At 57.8% G+C, this 19,709-nt stretch carries 16 protein-coding genes and 2 pseudogenes; 12 read left to right on the top strand and 6 right to left on the bottom strand.

The window, feature by feature from the left end; translation table 11 throughout:
- Window positions 1-3 precede the first annotated feature (3 nt).
- The 3 genes from NLK58_RS02845 to NLK58_RS02835 all read left to right on the top strand — a co-directional run bounded on the left by NLK58_RS02845 (window position 4) and on the right by NLK58_RS02835 (window position 1,713).
- Window positions 4-453 carry a histidine phosphatase family protein gene (locus NLK58_RS02845; protein WP_117617170.1) on the top strand — a complete coding sequence of 150 codons (450 nt, stop codon included), beginning with the start codon at window positions 4-6 and terminating at the stop codon, window positions 451-453.
- A gap of 32 nt (window positions 454-485) precedes the next feature.
- Window positions 486-1,052, top strand: a complete 567-nt coding sequence (locus NLK58_RS02840) for a DUF1285 domain-containing protein (RefSeq protein ID WP_117617169.1) — start codon at window positions 486-488, stop codon at window positions 1,050-1,052.
- A 199-nt stretch (window positions 1,053-1,251) separates the two neighbouring features.
- A complete protein-coding gene (locus NLK58_RS02835; protein WP_117617168.1) occupies window positions 1,252-1,713 on the top strand; it encodes a peptidylprolyl isomerase in 462 nt (153 codons plus the stop codon).
- A gap of 125 nt (window positions 1,714-1,838) precedes the next feature.
- On the opposite strand, the gene NLK58_RS02830 is transcribed toward NLK58_RS02835, so the two are convergent.
- The gene (locus tag NLK58_RS02830; RefSeq protein WP_341581997.1) at window positions 1,839-3,491 is read right to left on the bottom strand and encodes an electron transfer flavoprotein-ubiquinone oxidoreductase; all 1,653 of its coding nucleotides are present in this window, start codon (window positions 3,489-3,491) and stop codon (window positions 1,839-1,841) included.
- Between the two features lie 418 nt (window positions 3,492-3,909).
- Here NLK58_RS02830 and NLK58_RS02825 point away from each other — a divergent pair, with 418 nt between their 5' ends.
- From NLK58_RS02825 to NLK58_RS02800, 6 genes and pseudogenes are all read left to right on the top strand, one after another.
- Window positions 3,910-4,659: an electron transfer flavoprotein subunit beta/FixA family protein gene (locus NLK58_RS02825; RefSeq protein WP_117617167.1), complete on the top strand. Its 750-nt coding sequence runs from the start codon at window positions 3,910-3,912 to the stop codon at window positions 4,657-4,659.
- Window positions 4,660-5,601 carry an electron transfer flavoprotein subunit alpha/FixB family protein gene (locus tag NLK58_RS02820; protein WP_117617166.1) on the top strand — a complete coding sequence of 314 codons (942 nt, stop codon included), beginning with the start codon at window positions 4,660-4,662 and terminating at the stop codon, window positions 5,599-5,601. It begins immediately after the preceding gene.
- A gap of 191 nt (window positions 5,602-5,792) precedes the next feature.
- Window positions 5,793-6,989, top strand: a pseudogene (tssI, locus tag NLK58_RS02815) (type VI secretion system tip protein TssI/VgrG); the annotation flags it as partial.
- A gap of 436 nt (window positions 6,990-7,425) precedes the next feature.
- Window positions 7,426-10,314 (top strand): hypothetical protein, encoded by a 2,889-nt coding sequence (locus NLK58_RS02810; RefSeq protein ID WP_341581996.1) that lies wholly within the window; start codon window positions 7,426-7,428, stop codon window positions 10,312-10,314.
- A complete protein-coding gene (locus NLK58_RS02805; protein ID WP_117617164.1) occupies window positions 10,311-11,384 on the top strand; it encodes a hypothetical protein in 1,074 nt (357 codons plus the stop codon). Before NLK58_RS02810 ends, NLK58_RS02805 begins: the two co-directional genes overlap by 4 nt.
- A 206-nt stretch (window positions 11,385-11,590) precedes the next feature.
- Window positions 11,591-12,430, top strand: coding sequence for a putative RNA methyltransferase (locus NLK58_RS02800; protein WP_117617163.1), 840 nt, complete (start codon window positions 11,591-11,593; stop codon window positions 12,428-12,430).
- 9 nt (window positions 12,431-12,439) lie between these two features.
- Here the strand turns inward: NLK58_RS02800 and NLK58_RS02795 are convergent, their stop codons facing one another.
- Together NLK58_RS02795 and NLK58_RS02790 are read right to left on the bottom strand one after the other, a co-directional pair.
- Window positions 12,440-12,916 (bottom strand): hypothetical protein, encoded by a 477-nt coding sequence (locus tag NLK58_RS02795; RefSeq protein WP_227539415.1) that lies wholly within the window; start codon window positions 12,914-12,916, stop codon window positions 12,440-12,442.
- Between the two features lie 12 nt (window positions 12,917-12,928).
- Window positions 12,929-13,258 carry a hypothetical protein gene (locus NLK58_RS02790; protein ID WP_117617162.1) on the bottom strand — a complete coding sequence of 110 codons (330 nt, stop codon included), beginning with the start codon at window positions 13,256-13,258 and terminating at the stop codon, window positions 12,929-12,931.
- Window positions 13,259-13,477: 219 nt separating this feature from the next.
- On the opposite strand from NLK58_RS02790, the gene NLK58_RS02785 reads away from it, so the two are divergent.
- Window positions 13,478-13,894, top strand: coding sequence for a hypothetical protein (locus NLK58_RS02785; protein WP_117617161.1), 417 nt, complete (start codon window positions 13,478-13,480; stop codon window positions 13,892-13,894).
- A 34-nt stretch (window positions 13,895-13,928) separates the two neighbouring features.
- Entirely contained in the window at window positions 13,929-15,170 is a 1,242-nt protein-coding gene (locus NLK58_RS02780; RefSeq protein ID WP_341581995.1) for a saccharopine dehydrogenase NADP-binding domain-containing protein, read from the top strand.
- Here the strand turns inward: NLK58_RS02780 and cydC are convergent.
- The 3 genes and pseudogenes from cydC to NLK58_RS02765 all read right to left on the bottom strand — a co-directional run.
- Window positions 15,167-16,780, bottom strand: a complete 1,614-nt coding sequence (gene cydC / locus NLK58_RS02775) for a thiol reductant ABC exporter subunit CydC (protein WP_117617159.1) — start codon at window positions 16,778-16,780, stop codon at window positions 15,167-15,169. The genes NLK58_RS02780 and cydC overlap by 4 nt on opposite strands.
- Window positions 16,773-18,482 carry a thiol reductant ABC exporter subunit CydD gene (cydD, locus tag NLK58_RS02770; protein ID WP_117617158.1) on the bottom strand — a complete coding sequence of 570 codons (1,710 nt, stop codon included), beginning with the start codon at window positions 18,480-18,482 and terminating at the stop codon, window positions 16,773-16,775. The genes cydC and cydD overlap by 8 nt, the downstream gene beginning before the upstream one ends.
- A 255-nt stretch (window positions 18,483-18,737) precedes the next feature.
- A pseudogene (locus tag NLK58_RS02765) lies at window positions 18,738-18,860 on the bottom strand (cytochrome ubiquinol oxidase subunit I); the annotation flags it as partial.
- A 184-nt stretch (window positions 18,861-19,044) separates the two neighbouring features.
- On the opposite strand from NLK58_RS02765, the gene NLK58_RS02760 reads away from it, so the two are divergent.
- A complete protein-coding gene (locus NLK58_RS02760) occupies window positions 19,045-19,674 on the top strand; it encodes a class I SAM-dependent methyltransferase (RefSeq protein ID WP_117617157.1) in 630 nt (209 codons plus the stop codon).
- The last annotated feature ends 35 nt before the right edge of the window (window positions 19,675-19,709 follow it).

Raw genomic sequence — 19,709 nt, 5'->3', positions numbered from 1 at the left:
CCTTTGCAATTGCTCATCATGCGCCACGGTGAAGCCGGCTGGCACACACTGGATCAGGAGCGGGAGCTGACCGAATCGGGCCGTCTGGGCGCTGCGGAGGTGGCAGCACGGATCGCCGAATCCCCCTGGCGCCCGAAACTGATCTGGAGCAGCCCCTTGGTAAGGGCCCGGCAAACCGCCGCGATTGTCTCCGAAATCCTCAATTGCCCGGTGGAAGAGAAAATGTTCATTACCCCGGACGACGATCCCGGGGAATGCCTTGATGCGTTGATCGAGCAGGATCAATCACCACTGATGATTGTTTCCCACATGCCGCTGGTTGGCAGCCTCGCTACACTGCTGGTGGATGCCCATCGCCGGGGCATACCCTTCATGACCTCCCAGGCGGTTATGCTCGACATGCCTGTAGTGGGGCCCGGCTGCGCAGACTTGAAAGCACAGTTTCTGCCCTGATACTCCGAATCACTGAACCGGGAGCCACCGTTATGCACACGAATCCGGAAAGTCTTGCAAAGCAGGTAGAGGAAACCGTGAAAAATCCCGGAAATCCGCCCCTTGATCAGTGGCACCCCGAGCTGTCGGGCGACATGGATCTGCGAGTCAGCCGGGATGGTCAGTGGATCTTCAAGGGTGAGCCACTGGCTCGTGAGGCCATCGTGCGGCTGTTCTCAACCATCCTGCGCAGGGAAGAAGATGGCGAATATTACCTGGTCACGCCGGTGGAAAAATGGCGGATTCAGGTGGAGGACACGCCGCTGCTCGCACATTCCCTGCAGGTCACCGGTGAGGGTGACTGCCAGGTGATTTCTCTGATCACCAACGTCGGCGAAACCCTGGAAGTCGGGCAGCAGCATCCGCTGGAGGTTGGCACCTATCCCCGCTCAGAGGAGCCAAGACCGGTTGTGGCGGTGCGGCACGGTGTGGAGGCCCGGTTGGTGACCGCCGCCTACTACGACCTGGCGGAACATGTGGTCGAGCGAAACGAAGACGGCCACCCGGTTCTGGGCGTGTTTAGTCACGGAATTTTCTACAAAATCGGGCAGGTTGGTTGAAAACCCGTACCATGCCCCCAGAAATGACGGTAGAAAACGCACTCTGTCACTTGTTAAACTGTGTTTTCGTACTTGTTACGAGCCTGGCTCTCTAACGAGGCCCGGTGGTCGTTAGTCCCTCTGTGCAGTCTGGCTGTTCACGATCACTTTCGATTGCCTAAATCAATTAAACAGTCATTGCGACACGCAAGGAGATCACATGGCCCAACCTCGTGTTGTCACCATCCATTACACGCTCACTAACGATCAGGGAGAGCAGCTTGATTCCTCCCGTGTAGAAGGTCGCGAGCCCCTGTCTTATCTGGAAGGTGCACAGAACATTATCGGTGGACTGGAAAGTGCACTGAACGAAAAGAACCCAGGCGATCAGGTGAAGGTTTCTGTAGAACCTACTGAAGGCTACGGCGAAGTTAACGAAGAGCTGGTTCAGCCTGTTCCGCGTTCTGCATTTGAAGGTGTCGATACGATCGAGCCGGGCATGCAGTTCCAGGCACAGACTCCGGGCGGCCCCCAGGTTGTTCGTGTAGTTGAAGTTGGCGACGAGACCGTTACCATCGATGCCAACCATCCGCTCGCCGGACAGACTCTGCACTTCGATGTGGAAGTGGTAGAGGCCCGCGAAGCGACTGACGAAGAGCAAGAGCACGGTCACGCCCACTAAGCTTTTCTTAAGCGCTAGCGAACGAAAAAGGGGTCAGATGAAAAGTTCATCTGACCCCGAGTTCACCGGCTATCCGGCAGATCGAGAAAACGGGGTCAGATGAAAACCTTCATCTGCCCCCAGGTTCACATGTTCGGATAGTTCGGGCCACCGCCCCCCTCCGGCGTCACCCAGGTAATATTCTGGGCCGGGTCCTTGATGTCACAGGTCTTGCAGTGAACGCAGTTCTGGGCGTTGATCTGAAAGCGCTTGCCGCTGCCGTCGTCTTTTTCGACCACTTCGTACACGCCTGCCGGACAATAGCGCTGCGCGGGCTCGTCGTATTTTGGCAGGTTGTCCCGGATCGGAAGCTCCGGATCGGTCAGCTTCAGGTGAACCGGCTGATCTTCCTCATGGTTGGTGTTGGAAATGAATACCGACGACAGACGGTCGAAGGTCAGGGTGTTATCCGGCTTCGGATAGCTCACTTTCTTGCACTCAGAGGCCGGCTTCATGGTGGCGTAATCCGGCGTGGTGTCGTGGAAAGTGAACGGAAGGCTGCGATGCAGGATGTTCTGCTCGAAGAAGGCGATCGCGCCGCCAATCACGTTGCCGAACTTGTGCATGGCCGGGCCGAAGTTACGCTCTGCGTACAGCTCCTTGTAAAGCCAGCTGTCTTCATACCGCTTCTGGAAGCTGGTGATTTCCTCGCCATTCCTGCCTTCTTTCAGCGCTTCAAACACCGCGTCTGCGCCAAGCAGACCGGACTTCATGGCGGTATGGGAGCCCTTGATCTTGGAAAAGTTCAGGGTGCCAGCATCACAACCGAGCAGCAGGCCGCCAGGGAAGCTCATCTTCGGCAGGGAGTTAAAACCGCCTTTGGTAATAGCTCGGGCGCCGTAGGCGACACGCTTGCCGCCTTCCAGGTATTTTTTCACTTCCGGGTGCAGCTTCAGGCGCTGGAATTCTTCAAACGGGCTCAGGTGCGGGTTGCTGTAGGAAAGATCGGTGATCAGCCCCACGTAAACCTGGCCGTTTTCCAGGTGGTACAGGAAAGAGCCACCAGTGGAACCGGTTTCGTTCAGCGGCCAGCCCGTGGTATGTACAACCAGGCCCGGCTCGTGTTTGGCAGGATCAATGTCCCACAGCTCCTTGATGCCGATCCCGTAATGCTGCGGATCCTTGCCTTCATCAAGCTTGAAATCGTTGATCAGGCGTTTGCCCAGGTGCCCACGGCAGCCTTCAGTAAACAGGGTGTACTTGGCGCGCAGTTCCATGCCCGGCATGTAGCCGTCTTTCTCGGAACCGTCACGGGCAACGCCCATGTCACCGGTGATGATGCCTTTTACCTGGCCGTCTTCGACGATGGTCTCGGCGGCCGCGAAGCCCGGATAAACTTCAACGCCCAGGCCTTCGGCCTGTTCGGCGAGCCAGCGGCACAGGTTGCCCAGGCTGATAATATAGTTGCCATGGTTGTGCATGTTTTTGGGCACAAACGCATTAGGGATCCTGGTGGCGTTTTCCTGGTTCTTCAGCAGGAAAATGTCGTCACGGGTAACCGGCGTGTTGAGCGGGGCACCTTTCTCTTTCCAGTCCGGGAAGAGTTCGTTGAGGGCGGTGGGCTCGAATACGGTACCGGCCAGAATGTGGGCGCCGATCTCAGAACCTTTCTCTACCACGCATACGGTGAGTTCCTCGCCAGCTTCCTGTGCCAGTTGCATGACACGACAAGCTGCCGACAGGCCCGCCGGGCCACCGCCGACGATCAGAACATCAAATTCCATCGATTCGCGTTCCACGTTGGTCTCCTCAAACATCTTTAATGGATATTATGTGCCCGCAGGCGAATTTTTCTGGGTCGTCATCATACCGGTAAAACTGCCTATAGACGACTGCCAGAAGCCGAATTCAACGACTTGTTTATAGCAAAGGATACCGTATTTGATGAATCAAACAAACGTTTGTTTGAAATTTGGTCTGTCCTTTGGCATTGTATGAGCACACTGAAACATCGTGTGTTTTGAGTCGAAATCTAGTATCGTCTCATCGCCATTCCCGGTCAATACCGGGAAACTGGCTGAAACATCTGTCCTGACGCGTCGTCTGAGGCTATTGATTCTGCTGAGCGTTGCCTCCATTATTAGTGCGCATCGAATTTCGGCAGGCTTCACGTGAGGACTGCAAGTCATAAACCCATCGTAGAAGAACGAGGAATCTATGAAGGTTCTGGTCGCTGTAAAACGAGTAATCGACTACAACGTAAAGGTGCGCGTCAAGCCGGACAATACCGGTGTTGATCTCGCCAACGTCAAGATGGCAATGAACCCGTTCTGCGAGATCGCGGTAGAAGAAGCGGTTCGCCTGAAAGAGAAGGGTGTTGCCAGTGAAATCGTGGTGGTTTCCATTGGCCCGAAAGCCTGCCAGGAGCAGATCCGTACTGCGCTGGCGCTGGGTGCGGACCGTGGTATCCACGTCGAAACGGACGAGGAGGTTCAGTCTCTCGAAGCGGCCAAGCTGCTGAAGGCTGTTGTTGAGAAGGAAGAGCCAAAGCTGGTCATTCTCGGCAAGCAGTCCATTGATTCCGATAACAACCAGACTGGCCAGATGCTGGCCGCGCTGACCGGAATGGGGCAGGGCACCTTTGCATCCGAAGTGGTTGTTGAAGGCGACAAGGTTAACGTAACCCGTGAGGTAGACGGTGGTCTGATGACCCTTTCCCTGAACCTGCCGGCGGTTGTCACCACGGACCTGCGTCTGAACGAGCCGCGTTACGCTTCCCTGCCGAACATCATGAAAGCTAAGAAGAAGCCGCTGGACGCCATGAGCCCGGCCGATCTGGGTGTCGATATTACACCGCGTCTTTCCACTCTGAAGGTTGAAGCGCCTGCCTCCCGTCAGGCGGGTGTAAAAGTGGCCGACGTTGCCGAGCTGGTCGATAAACTGAAGAACGAAGCGAAGGTGATCTGAATGAGCATCCTTGTAATTGCTGAACATGACAACAGCAGCCTGAAGCAGGCTACCCTGAATGTTGTAGCGGCTGCCAAGGCCATCGGCGGAGACATCGACGTACTGGTTGCCGGTGAAAACTGTGGCGCCGTTGCCGAAGCAGCAGCCAAGGCCGAAGGCGTTAACAAGGTACTGGTTGCCGATAACGCTGCTTATGGTCACTTCCTGGGCGAGAACCTGGGCGAGCTGGTTGCCGAAGTGGGCAAGGGCTACAGCCACATCCTGGCTGCTGCCGGTACCACTGGCAAAGACTTCATGCCGCGCGTTGCAGCGCTGCTGGACGTCGCCCAGGTATCCGACATCATGCGTGTTGAGTCTGATGACACCTTCGTTCGTCCGATCTACGCGGGTAATGCGATCGCGACAGTGAAGTCCAGCGACAGCATCAAAGTCATCACTGTTCGTCCGACCGCGTTCGATCCGGTTGCAGCCGAAGGTGGCTCCGCCGCCGTTGAGCAGCTGGAGGTGGTCAAGGACGCTGGTCTGTCTTCCTTCGTAAACGAAGAGAAAGCCAAATCTGACCGTCCGGACCTGGCCAGTGCCGGTATCGTTATCTCCGGTGGCCGCGGCATGCAGAACGGCGACAACTTCAGGATGCTGGAGCAGGTTGCTGATCTGCTGGGCGCCGCCGTTGGTGCATCCCGTGCCGCTGTCGACGCCGGTTTCGTACCGAACGACATGCAGGTTGGCCAGACCGGTAAGATCGTCGCCCCGCAGCTGTACGTTGCCGTTGGTATTTCCGGTGCCATCCAGCACCTGGCCGGTATGTCCGATTCCAAGGTGATCGTTGCGATCAACAAGGATGAAGAAGCGCCGATCTTCCAGGTAGCCGATTATGGCCTGGTAGCGGATCTGTTCGAAGCGGTTCCGCAACTTGAAGAAGAGCTGAAGAAAGTTCTTTAACTTTCTGTTCAGCTTGAGAAAAGGCACCTTCGGGTGCCTTTTCTATTATCGAGCAATCCTGTTAAAGAACCATGGACTCAGAACCTCTGTTTTGCTACTGTCCTCCCGTATAAAGCCGACAGGGCACCCGCAGGAAGCGGGGCTTCTGGCTTTGCGAAACTAAATGGATTTAGTTTATCAAGGATGGAATCATGCCTCAGGCAACCGGACTGCAGTTCACGGCCACCCTTGGCCAACTCCCCAAAGACCTGTTCGTGGTCGCCCGTTTTGAACTGACCGAACACCTATCCAGGCTTTGCCACTGCAAACTGGAACTGGCCAGTACCTCCCCGGACATTTCAGCCGAGGAAGTCTTGGAACAGCCCGTGGAACTGGTGGTCTTGCGGGACGGTGTACCGCTTCGGCGCTTTACCGGCGTGGTCAACGAATTCGCCCGGAGCGACTCCGGCCATCGCCGCACCCGCTACGAAGTCATCGTCCAACCCCCGCTGTGGCGCCTGGGCTTGACGCACAACAGCCGCATCTTCCAGACCCAAAGCACCGATGCCATCGTGCACACCCTGCTCGAAGAGCGAGGCATCATTGATACCGTCTTTGACCTCAAGCGCACCCCCGAGGAACGGGAGTACTGTGTCCAGCACCGGGAAAGCGACCTGGACTTTGTCGAACGACTGGCCGCCGAGGAAGGCTGGCACTATCGCTATAGTCACGGTGAGGTAGAAGGAAACGAGCCTCCCGCCCTGATCATCGCCGACCACCACGGCGACGCCCCCAGGCTCGACCCGGTGGCGTACAACAGCAAGGCCGGTGGCAGCACCCGCCAGAGCGCCGTCTTCCAGTTCAGCTACCGGGAACGGATCAGGGCCGCCTCCGTGGCCATGAAGGACTACACCTTCAGGAACCCCGCCTACGCCCTGATTCACGAACAGCAGGCCGGCAGGCTGGCGGCCCAGCGGGACGACTACCAGCACTACGACTACCCCGGCCGGTTCAAACAGGACGCCAGCGGCCAGCCCTTCACCGAGAGCCGCCTGGATGCCCTCAGGAACGACGCCGCCACTGCCAATGGCCAGAGCAACCGCCCCGACTTTACCGTGGGGGGCAGTGGCTCTACCACCTACCACAACGCCTTCAACGCCATCCCCGCGGGTCGCACTTGGCGGCCACAGGTCACACACCGCCCCTTGATGGACGGCCCCCAGATCGCCATCGTAACCGGCCCGGAAGGCGAAGAAATCCATTGCGACCAGTACGGCCGGGTGAAAGTCCGATTCCCCTGGGATCGCTATTCAGAAAATGATGAACACAGCAGTGCCTGGCTCAGAGTCAGCCAGGGTTGGGCCGGTGGACAGTACGGGTTCATCGCACTTCCGAGAATCGGCCATGAAGCCGGCAGCGAAATCCACCACAAGGCCGGCATGAAAATCGTGATCGAAGCGGGCGCGGAAGTCACCCTCAAGGCCGGTGGCAGGCACCAAGGTTACACAGGGATCGTTAGCGCAAACCAGCACCCGAGCCAACGCCGACCCGGAATCCGCGCCTGCAACAACGGCCCTCACTGGCCGGGCCAGGCAAGCCGAGAGCAACCCGACTCAAGTGGCCCCGGCCAGCGAGGAGGATGGGCAGGACCGGCTTGCGGACGTCAGAGGCCGGGACAGTGAGCAGGACCTGCTGAAAAGTACATCAACCTCAGGGAAGAGCAAGACGGTATGAGCGAATCTTTCACTCTCAAACCTGAAAAACTGGAAAAAACAATCCGCCTGAGGGCCGAAAACGACACCGGTGAGCCAGCAGGGATGGTGATGGCTATCCCAACCCGGGAGGGTGAACACCTTCAACGTGCCGGTGCTGGAGGACTGGACACCACTGGAAGAAAAGCCAGAAGGCGAACTCGGCAATACCCTGCTGAGCGTGTGCCCGGTGGCCGAAATTCACCGCAAGCGCCCCATCAAGGTCAGCGGCGTGACCGTGTTTGGTGGGCGGGCTGTTTCCACACTGCGCCCCGGTTACCTCTATGTATTCCGGGGGCAGACACTCTGGCGGGAATTCGAAGTCAGTTCCGAGGGCACCCTCAGCGAGGTCGACCTGACACCCGCCCGCCAGCAAAAAGCCGACCGCCGTTCACCGGTGGGCAAACCCGTGACCGACTTCCTGGTGCCGGTTTTTCTGCAGAATCGCTTTGAACTTTCCGACCTGACCCTGAAGGCAGACCCGTCAGACGATACCCTGGCCGAAGCCAGGGCGCACAGTGCCATCGTGTGCGTCGCCATTCCCGACCCGCTGTTCCGCCTGCGCCATGCCCTGGCGCAGTTGCACCTGGCCCTGTATTACCTCGATGCCATCGACCTATCCCTGAAAAACCGACCGTTGATTCATTCCGCCACGTTGATACGCCAGGCGCTGTTCGATCCACAAGCGTCAGCCCCAAGTGAACAAGTTGAGACCCTGCGAGCCGCAGTGGACCGGAATAAACTCCACAAGGTTCTCGATCATTCCGAGCGCCAGAAGGTGCTCGAGGAAATCTCTGTCCATCTGGGGACGCTGGAAACACTGGCCAACAGCGGCGACTTCGACACCGCCTGTAATGATTACCTCAACCACAACGGGCTGGGGCCCTGCGAAGCGTTTGCGCTCCAGGCCGATCTGTTGAACCTGACACAACAACTCCCCGGCGTGCTGAATGCCCACGGCCTGGAATCTCCGGGCATTTTGTCACGACTGCTCAAACAGGGCCTGGGTAAGAACCCGCTCATCGACGCCCTCGCTGAGGGGGCAAAGTCGGACCGTGAGCTTCCTCCCATGCTGGCGCGATTAAAGGAACTCGCGGGCGATCAAAATACGCTGACGGAGGACAGCCTGACCGGAGCGGGCCTCTCATCCATCAGCGCGTTGGCCCAGCAACTAAAGCAGGAAGAAGGTGACTCCAATCCGGGCAATGGCTCGTCCGCAGTCCCCAGCGGTGCAGCAGGCACCGCAGCGGGAATGGTTCAAACAGCCTTGGGAGGCTGGAGCGCTGCTGTACTCAAGGCTGTTGAAGGTTTACGCCAGAGTGGCGACCTGGCTGCCATCAAGCTGGACCGCGTGTTCACGTCCGTCAAAGAATCGGCCGATATCGCGGATCCCAACCTTGGAGGGGAATTGCGGGTAATGCATCGGGGGGAGGTTGATCTTACTCGCTACAGCATCGTGGGGGTCCACGGCAAGGGCCTCTCCTTCGGGCTAACCGATGCAGACCGCCAGAGCGAAGCCCTGACAAGCCGCAATGATTACCTGTTTGCAGACAGAACAGACGCAGCGGGTAAACGGATAGCGTCCACCAGCCCGAGCCGGTTGATCGATGAAGGGAGCGAAACCTTGGTCAAGGCCGCGGCTCATACCTGGGTGTTTGTTCTGCCCGTTGATCACCCGGAAGCCCGGACATTCAGTGCCGTGAAAATTGACTGGGCGAAAAAGGCCAAAGCGTTTGCTGATGGGCCGGGGTTATCCCGGGTGTTGGTTGGGTTGGCGGCGTATAATCTCGCTTCAGAGATTTGGTCCTGGAGACAGTTAAAGCCTGAAGAATATGGAATTGCAGCTGTTAAATTCATTGGGGCTGTCTTAGACCTCTCCACAGCATTGATGAAGCTTCATGTCGTAAGCGCTCCGGCGGATAGCAAGCTGGTCTCAAAGGTCATACTCAGGCCCCTTTTTGAGATTAAATCCGTGCCAATGATTGGCCCCCTTATCCAGAAGCGACTTTTAAAGGTTGGGGCCGGCACAATTGTTCGGGCTATGGGGCTGGTCAATTATATGACCGGGGGTTTTATGGTAGGTATCAGCGCCTGGGACTATCGAAATAGTCTCAGCCGTGGTGATATGGATGCTGCTCTTGGGCATGGTTTGGCTGTTGCCGGCGGCAGCGTCTTCCTGGCGTCGCCACTACTGACCGGATTGCTGGCGGTACCCGGTTCGGGCTGGGCACTGCTTGGGTTGGGTGTTGTATTGGGTGGTAGTGTGTTCGCAGCCATAGCTACCGACAGTGAGATAGAGCGCGTGCTGAAACAGGGCCCCCTTGGCCTGGGTCCGGCCCACGAGGGAATGCCTGCTGACGATGCTGTCTATTATCCGCAGTTGCTCAGCCAGCTTTCCCCGGTAACGGTATCCGCCAAACGGTATGGTGACTTGAGCGGTAAGGAACAGGCGATGCTTGCGTGCCACAACCCGTCCCCGGACGACTACAGGGTGACGGTGCGTTCTCCCTTGGTCAGCCGCTTCAAACTTGGCCAGCCAGCGGAAGGTAAAGCCAAAGACAGGAAGCCGGATTTGAGGCTGGGCGTTCAGGAACTGGAATATACGCACGGCGTAATGGATACCCCCGCCGGACAAGTCGATGAATATTACTTGACTCGAAACACGCCCTTAAGAAAGGTGACGACTTGGGTTCCCGTACCGGAAGACCACGCCGTGCATTTTCTGATAGAACGGAACCTGGCCGGTGGCGAAACCCATGCGTTTGGTCATGGTGAAAGGCGAACCATCAGCCTGAGGGTTGTCTTGCAGGCGCGCATTGAGAGCGAAATAGCGCCATTTAGGGTTCCTATGCCGGTACTTGATGATTACGAGGCGTTTGATATCAGTCGTCACAGTGTGTTGCCCGATAAACGGCCCCAGGCTTTGAACCCATTCGACAATGAGCCAGTACCCTACTGGATTGTGAAAGAGGTCGCCGTGTGAGTGAGAATGGCCACACAAGTAGCCAAGGGAAAACCAGTTTCCGAGCGGATCAGATTCCGGAATTGCCGGAGCCTCCAAAGAAACGCGAACGACTTGGTGAGGACCTTCAGCCATTTGGTGATTACGCCGGTATCGAGCCCTATTACCTGGTGTGTGAAGATGTAGCTGCGGTCCATCATCAGGAACAGGGCGACCCGGATGGCTTTACATCTGGGGAGTGGTGGTGGGATCAGCGTCAAATTCGTTTTCTCAATGGTAAGGCATTTATTGGCCTTTCGGTTTTGCTGCTGCTTATTCCATCTGTATGGGGCACCGCCTTAGTTGGCGGTGGTGGCGTTGCCGCAGTGTACTATTTGCTAGTTACTACAACCGATACGGCATATTTTCTTCGAGTTCTAGTGATTCTATTTGCAGTTTTCGTTTGGATGCCAGTTTCATTTTATATCCTCATTAAAACCATGCCTTGGGTCATGGGCGGTTTCGCCCTGCTATTGAGACCATTCGACAAATTACTGGGCAAACTCCTGGACCGCGGCCTGGATTCAGGCGAAAGCGCCTTCAACCGAGAGACGGGCAAGCTGAGTTTTGCCCTTCCGGGTGGAAAGAAGCTGACGGCTCCGTTTGAAGAGTTCGACGCCTACGTGGAACGTGTGGTCCAGCATGGCGGCATCTTCTACCGCCTGATGTTTGTTCATCGCTACACCGGTAAGCAGTTCAGCCAGACCTCCCTGAGCCGGATTGAGCCAAGCAAAGAAGAGGTCATGGCCCTGTGGGACATGCTTCAGCGGTACATGGACGTATCCCAGCCGCTGCCGGATGTGCCAAGGCTGGAGCCCTTCCGTCATCTGGATCCGGTAACAGCCGAGCACGACCAGCAAGCCGGGCGTAATCCCCGGTTCTGGCGTGACCTGGATCTGGAAGCCTGGAAACAGGGCGAAGGCGCTGAATGGCTGAAGCGTCAGGCGGAATACCCCTGGGATAAACGTACCTGCCGGCTGACACCACGCTTGGGAAAGGTCTCCACGCAGGCGTACCGGGAATTGCGCCCGCAAGACGCTTACCCTGTTTGACTATCCGTCGTATCAACGTGCCAGGTCAACTAATTGCCTTTGATCAGTTTTTTCTCTTGCTGGTCCGACTGCTGTAAGTTAAAGATTGAAAAACCCAGATTTCAGTGCTTGGGATGGCAGTGGGCCGAGGGTACCTTTCTCTTTGGGTAAGACCAAAATACCTGCCATGATACCCGGCCCCGACTGTTGAACTGGATACACGAACCATGATCACTATGCCGTTTGATGCATTAGCCTGCCCACTGGACGGTTGCCCGCTCATCCCCAGCGAAAAGACCTGGCGGTGCGAGAATGGGCACAGCTTTGATGTTGCGAAGCAGGGCTATGTGCATCTGTTACCGGTTCAGAAGAAACGCACCCTGGACCCGGGTGACAGTAAGGAAATGGTCGCGGCCAGACAACGGTTCCTGAATGCCGGCTTCTACAAACAAATCGCCGACGCCGTGAGCGAACTCGCGCTGCAGTCGCTTCCGAGTGAGGGGACTGGCTCGGTGCTGGATGCCGGTTCCGGAGAAGGCTATTACCTGCGCCACCTGGCAGGCGTCGCTGGCGACAGAAGCCTTGCCATGATTGGCGTCGATATCTCGAAATGGGCGGTCCTGGCAGCGGCAAAACAGGATAAGCAGACCCGATGGGTGGTCGGCAGCAACGCAAACCTGCCGGTATTGCCGGAATCAGTGGATCTGGTGCTTTGCCTGTTCGGGTTTCCGGTTTACAGCGAATTTTTCAGGGTACTGAGGTCCGGAGGGCAATTGATACAGGTGGATGCCGGTGCGGACCACCTCCGGGAACTGCGCGAAATCATTTATCCCGAACTGAAACCGCCCGGAGACAATGAGACCCTTGCCCCGGAGGGTTTCCAGCAGCTGGATTCAACCGTGGTACGTTTCCCGCTGACCCTTCCAGAACGGGACAGCATTGCCGACCTTCTGGCCATGACCCCGCATCTTTACCGGGCCAGCTCAGAAGGCCTTGAAAAGGCAGCGGCACTTGAATCACTGGATGTGACGGTGGATGTCATACTGAAACGTTTCGAGAAGTTGTAACGACTGAAATCACTGACTATCTTCTGAACCCGGTGTCGTTCCACACTTGCGGGAGGCAAGACGTTTTTCGGCTTTCCCGATAATCAGGGTGTCCGCGAGAATGTGCAGCGCCTTGTTGGTGGTGCGCACGGTTCGATAAATCTGTTGGCTGGTCTCATCGTGGGTTTCCCGCGCCTTGCGCGCGGTCTGCCGGAAGTCTTCATCCCGTGAAAACAGATCGATCAGGCCAAATGTTGTATTAGAGATAGCCTTATGCAGCTTTTCGACCGCGCTGGCACCGTTTGAAACGGTATCCTCGAGGAGTCTGGCGCGATTCCGAACCTCAAGAAGGTCCATTCTGCTCTTCTGGATGGCGCTGTTTGCCGCCAGGCGATGGGAGTTGAGGATCCGGGCCTGCCGCCGGCAAAGCAGCAGTTGCCAATACGTGTAGCACAGCCCAGCGAAGGCCAGGAGAAGGAGAGCTGACACGATAACTATAGTGATCACAACAATGCGCTCCTATCGGTACTCGATCTGCATATCCACATCAATTTCACGCTCTGTCAGCTCTTCTTCAAGCTCTTTCATCACTTCCTGGTAAACCATTTTACGAACCATTACCGGAAGTTTGTCCGCAAGCACGCGGGCTGAGCGGGATTCCCGCTTGGCCAGGGCAATCGGATCCAGCACCCGCAGCGTAATAACCAGCTCCGGTTCCTGCGCTGACTCCACGATATTGTCATTCTCCATCATTCGGGCGATCACTTTACGCTGTTCCAGAACCTGCCAGCAGACAAAGCCGCTGAACAGGGCAAGCAGAATGCTCAGTACCGTAAGAAAGGTGATCAATTCGGACCTCCGGGAATCGTTCTGTTCACTGCCTGGCAGTGTGCCTGGGCAGTGTGCCTGATAGAGTGTGACAAACGATTGGCCGTGACGACGGATTTACCGGTGGGGCGGGGAAAATAGAACGGCGCTCAAACCTGCTAATATCGGTTAGGGTTGTGCAGTGAACTAGGCTAAATCAATGAGTTAAGGTCGACTATTCATGCTAACGGAGGATTGCTCATGGTTTGGTTCAAAGCGTTTGTAAGTGGTTTTCTCGCGACCCTGGTGTTCCATCAGGGCCTGCTCACGCTGTTCTGGCTTGGTAACGTAGTGCCCAAGGCACCTTTCAACCTGTCCCCGGTGCCACCGCTGGGTGTTCCGGCCGTTGTATCGCTGGCGTTCTTTGGCGGCCTATGGGGTATGGTGTTATGGCTCATTCTTGGCCGTCTGGCCGGGGTGAGGTTCTGGCTGGGTCATGTCATTGTAGGGGCAATTGGTCCCACGGCAGTCGCCATGCTGGTGGTTTTCCCCCTCAAAGGGCTTGATGTGTCCGCCCAGACCTGGGTGGGCGGGCTTCTTCTCAACGGCTTCTGGGGCCTGGGTGTTGCCGTGTTCATGCGCCTGATGGCTGCAAAAGCGCCATCGGGCCTCCGATGAATATTCAATCAACAGTCTCGACTAAGGAAGATCAATGACTAAATCCGCAGAAACGACCCATGATCTGGTGGTGTTTGGTGCCACCAGTTTTGTCGGCCAGATTCTTACCCGTTACCTGCTCGACACCTACGGAGTGGGTCAGTCGGTGAAATGGGCGATTGCCGGGCGCTCCGAGAGCAAGCTGAATACCCTGAAATCCGAACTGGGTAACACCGCGAAAGATCTGCCGGTGATTCTGGCCGATGCCTCTGATGAGGCGGCGCTTCAGGCCATGTGCGAACAGACCCGTGTCATCATTTCCACCGTCGGCCCCTACGCTCTGTACGGTGAGCCGCTGGTGCAGACCTGCGTACGCACCGGGACCGATTACTGCGACCTGACCGGCGAAGTGCAGTGGATCCGTAAAATGGTGGAGCGCTACGAGGAGGAAGCCAGGTCCTCCGGCGCCCGCATTGTTCACTGTTGCGGTTTCGACTCCATTCCGTCCGATATGGGTGTCTGGTTCCTGCAGAACCAGGCAGAGCAGGTCTTTGGTGAGCCCTGTCTCGATGTCCGCATGCGGGTGAAGACGGCCAAAGGCGAGTTCTCCGGTGGCACTGTGGCCTCCATGATGAACGTGGCGAAGGAAGCAGCGGCGGATCCCAAGCTGCGGAAGGAACTGGCTAACCCATTCTCCATCTGCCCGCCGGAGCACCGCTCCGAAACCCGTCAGCCGAGTCTGAAGGGCGCGGAGTTCGACAAAACCTTTAACGCCTGGCTGGCGCCGTTTGTGATGGGAGCCATCAATACCCGGGTGGTGCATCGCTCGAACGCGCTGCAGGATGCCCGATACGGCAAGGAGTTCACCTACGACGAGGCAATGATGACCGGCCGCGGCACCAAGGGGCGACTGGCTGCCTACGCCATCATCGGTGGTCTGGCGGCGTTCTTTACCGCCTCTGCCATCAAGCCTACCCGCTGGCTGGTTGAGAAGTTCGTGCCTCAGCCCGGCGAAGGGCCAAGCCCGGAAGCCCAGAAATCCGGATTCTACGATCTGCGCTTTGTGGGCCGGACCGAGGATGGCAAGACCATCATCACCAAGGTGACCGGCGATCGGGACCCGGGTTACGGTTCCACCGGCAAGATGCTGGGCGAAGCGGGGATGTGCCTGGCTTTTGATATTCCGGCAGACCAGCCCGGCGGTTTCTGGACCCCGGCGTCATTGTTGGACGGCAAACTGATGGAACGTCTGACCAGCAAGGCTGGCCTGACCTTCGAGGTGGTTGAAACCCGCTAGCGGCTCAGGTAAATCACGCGGTCGGTGCCCGGAAGGGCATCCGGCCCGTGCGCCAGGCTGATTACCGTTTTCCCGTCCAGAAGACCATCCATCCGTTTCGCTATTCGAGCCCGGGTCTCAGCATCCAGGCCGGTAAACGGCTCATCCAGAACCACCAGCGGGGCAGGGTTCAGCAATACCCGCGCCAGCGCCACCCGCCGAGCCTCACCACCAGACAGCCGGCTGCCCGCGCTTCCCAGCCAGGTATCAAGCTGGTCCGGTTCCGAAGCGAACCGCTCCGCCAGCTCCACCTGCTCCAGAATGCTCCACAGGTCGGTATCGCTCGCCGCCGGGGAGCCCAGCAACAGATTTGCTCTCAGAGTATCCTCAAACAGCACGGTTTTCTGGGTCAGATAAACCCGTTCCTGGCACGCGAATGTGCCATGTGCTGGCAGCACCCCGGCGAAGGTGTCCGCCAGGGAAGACTTGCCACTACCGGAATGGCCAAGGATTCCAAGTCGCTCGCCGGCCTGAACCTCAAGCTCGAAATGTTTGAACAATGGCGCGTAACCCGCATGTTTTACTGTGATATTCTCTGCCAGAAGCGCGGTATCCGCCGGCAGATCCACAGCGCCGGAATGAACAGCCGGTTGACTTGCCCGGCAATCCCGGTTCAGGCGTGTAGCCGAGGCCACGGTCGCCCCCAGCTTGCCGAATGCATCCGGCAGCATGGTGTAGGCTTCTGCCAGTCCGAGCAGGGCAATCGGCAAAAGAACCAGCACCGGCCCGGATAATGTACCGGCCTGATACAGGGCAAAACCGGCCCAGAGCGCGAAAACGGCAGAAAGGTTGATCAACAGGTGAGCACCGGCCAGGTGCCAGCCAATCCGGGCGTCTGCCTTAGCCTGCTCTGAGGTTACCTGATGAGCCTGGCGCATCAACCCGGCCGCATGTTTTCCGGTTCTTCCGGCCGCGGTCAGCTCCGCAAAACCCTCGATGTGTTCAACCACGGCGGTTCGCAGGGCTTCCTGCCGGTCACTCTGCCCGGCTGAGAGGTGTCGGGTTCGCAGATAAACGCCGATGGTAGCGATCAGGAACGCCACCAGCAGTACCAGGCCCACCAGCATGGCTGTCTGTAAATCAAAGAGCACCGCTGCCAGCATCACGACCAGTACGGAAACCAGCGCAGCAAGTGCGGTTGGTGCGATCAGCCGAAGATACAGGGTGTCCAGGGAATCGACATCGCTGGTCAGTCTTGACAGCCATTGGGCCCCCGTCAGCTCACTCCTGTGGCTCCGGCTCGCGAGAGATAGTCCCCGGAACAGCGCCACCCGGATGTCGGTCAGCAAGCGCAACACCGTATCGTGGTTGTACACCCGCTCCAGATACCGGAACACCGTGCGGGACACCGCAAAGAGCCGGATGGCCCCGCCGGGCACATACAGATTGATGGTAGCGGCAACTCCGGCAGCCAGAAGAAGTCCCACCAGCGCCGTTTCTGTGATAAACCAGCCGGAAATCGCGAGCAGGGCAATGCCGGAGAGCAGGGTTGCCAGAATCAGGAACCCACCCATTACAAGCCGGCCAGGGCGTTTGCAGATCAGGTCCAGCCAGGGTTTCAGTTCACGCATCCCGAACCTCCCCGCCGGACACCAGCAGCACCCGGTTGGCCAGTGTAAGCAAGGCCTGGTGATGGGTGGAAAAAATCAGGGTTTTGCCAGCCACCGCCAATTTGTGCAGGGCCTCCAGCACAAACACTTCACTGTCGCAGTCCAGACCCGCCGTGGGCTCGTCCAGCAGGATCAGATCGTAATTGGCCAGGAAGATACGGGCCAGACTCAGGCGCCGCGCCTGCCCGCCAGAAAGGCCGTGACCGTCTTCGGACACTGTACTGTGAATTCCGTCTTTCCGACTGTCCAGCAGGGGGCCCAGGCCAACATTGCGCAGGGCAGCTGCAATGGCAATATCGGAGGCGTCCGGCGTGGTCAGCCGAAGGTTGTCCGCCCATGTGCCCTGAACCAGAAACCCTTTCTGTCCCAGCCAGCCAAACCGGAAACTGCCGGGAGTCTGGCCGAACAGCTGGATGGTACCGCTGTCCGGTGCCATAAAGCCGGCCAGCAGGTGCAACAGGGTGGATTTCCCGCCACCGGAGGGACCGGTAAGGGCAATAACGTCGCCCTGCCGGATCGTCAGCGACAGTTCCTTCAGAACCTGATGGTCAGCCCGGAACACCTTTGACACCGAATTCAGCTCAATCACATCGATTGCGGCGGCTGTGTCCGCCAGTTCAACCGACCGATGGCGATCCACCTTTCTGTTCAGGCGCTCAAGAATCTCCGCGCCGGCCCCCATAGCCGCGGCACGGTCATGGTAGTGCTGGGAGAGGGTCCTCAGCGGCTGAAAGAACTCCGGAGCCAGCAACAGGATCAGCAGCCCCGAGAATAACGTCAGCTCCCCCGAAGGCCCATAGGTGATGTAACCCAGCAGGCCAAACCCGATATAGATCGCGATTACCGCGATGGCAACCGAGGCAAAGAACTCCAGCACCGCCGACGACAGGAAGGCGATCCGCAAGGTTTTCATGGTGATACGCCGGTAATAGTCCGACCGCTTGCGAATAAGCTCGGCGGCACCGGTGGTCTGGCCAAACAGTTGAAGAGTTGTCAGCCCGCGAACCTTGTCCAGGAACTGCCCGGAGAGCCGGCTGATGGTCTCGAAATGCTGCTGGTTCAGCTTTTCCGCGCCCATCCCCACCAGGGCCATAAAAACCGGAATCAAAGGGGCCGAGAGCACAAGAAAGATCCCTGCCAGCCAATCCAGCCAGAACACCAGAGCCAGAACCAGCAAAGGCACAATCATCGAAAGGCTCATTTGCGGAAGGAAGCGGGCGAAGTAGCCGTGCAGGGCCTCAACATGGTCTATCCATTCCCGGGCGAGGGTGCCGGCTGAAGACTGGCCCAACCCGACCGGGCCAGTGGCTTGCCAGTGCTTGTGAATCTGCCGCCGGGCATCCCGGCGCACCTGCTCGCTGCAGCGGGCGGCAAGCCGGGTCTGAAAGCCCTGGCCAATAGCGCGAATGAGGATGGCCAGAATCAGGCCAAGAAAGAGGGGAGTCAGTTCCGCAACGGGAACGTTATCGGTCACACCCAGATGAATAATCCGGGCGAGAAGGAACATCTGGACAATGGTGGCCAGCCCGGCAACCGCACCCGCCGCAACCGTACCCCGGATCCAGAGACGGTTGCCACGGGCCAGTTGCCCAAGCCACTGCTTCACGGCTTGCTGGTTGGCGGCGGCTGTCTCTCCGCCCCCGTCAGCCCGTGGCTCAGCCACTTAGTGGTAGCCCTCGCGGCCGGAATACCCAGTCGGTCCAGGCGGTGTAGGCCGGCACCACCCTGCACCAGCCAGGTCTCGTTGCCATGGCACATAAATGATGATGCCGAAGCCGGTAATGAAGGCCCGGATAAGGGGCGGATCAGACAGTTCCATAATCAGCAACCTCCCTGACTGGCCGGGATCACCAGAGCGTGCATTACGATATCATAATCCGAAACGACCAGAAGACGATGGCAACCGGCACTTCATTCAGGCCAGGCCCTCGAGAACCGCAATGCAGGAAGTCAGGCCGATGGTAAACACTGGAAAAATGGCGTGAAATGACACCACGAACGCGAACTGGATCAGCGACAGGATGAGAGGATCAAGTACCATGGGAACCCTCCGGTAATGTTCACATCAAAATAAACGGGTCCAGCGAACCCGTTCAGCCGCTGCCTTGGCTCATTTTGTTATGTTGTTATTACCGGCAGATGGTTGTCATGCTACTAAACATGGCGACAAAGCCGATAGGGCAGATTGTCGCACCCCTTGATATAAAACAAGTAAGGGCAAGCCAATGAGCTTTTACGAGGACCGGATACTGCCACACATCATAGACTGCGCTTGTTCCATGGGCCAGGTGATGAAACTGCGCAGCCAGGTAGTACCCCACGCTAAGGGCCGGGTGCTGGAAGTGGGTATGGGCTCCGCCATCAACCTGGAATTCTATAACCCTGACCAGGTAGAGATGGTGTACGGCCTTGAGCCCTCAGACGGCATGCGCCGCAAGGCCCAAACCAATCTCGCCCGCTCTCCAGTCAAGGTAGAATGGCTGGACCTGCCCGGAGAGAAAATCCCACTGGAAGACCACTCCGTGGACACCGTTCTGCTCACCTTTACCCTGTGCACCATCCCGGACTGGCACACCGCGCTCCAGCAAATGAAGCGGGTGCTAAAGCCCGGCGGCGAACTCCTGTTCCTGGAGCACGGCGAATCACCCCACGACAGCACCCGAAAATGGCAACACCGCATCACCCCGGGCTGGAAGAAACTCGCTGGCGGCTGCCACCTGAACCGCCACATCGCCGACCTGATCCGGCACGCCGGCTTCGAAATCCTGGAGCTGGAAAACCTCTATATTCCCAAGGCGCCGAAGATCGCCGGCTACATCTACAAGGGCAGGGCCATCAAGCCTGCAGAGGCCTGATCAGCGGAGTAGAGAGCAAGGGCAGAATCCGAATT

The organism is Marinobacter metalliresistant (genome assembly GCF_038098645.1).
GTDB lineage: Bacteria > Pseudomonadota > Gammaproteobacteria > Pseudomonadales > Oleiphilaceae > Marinobacter > Marinobacter metalliresistant.
Note: the sequence above shows the minus strand (reverse complement) of the source record. Positions and strands in the feature narration are given on the sequence as shown.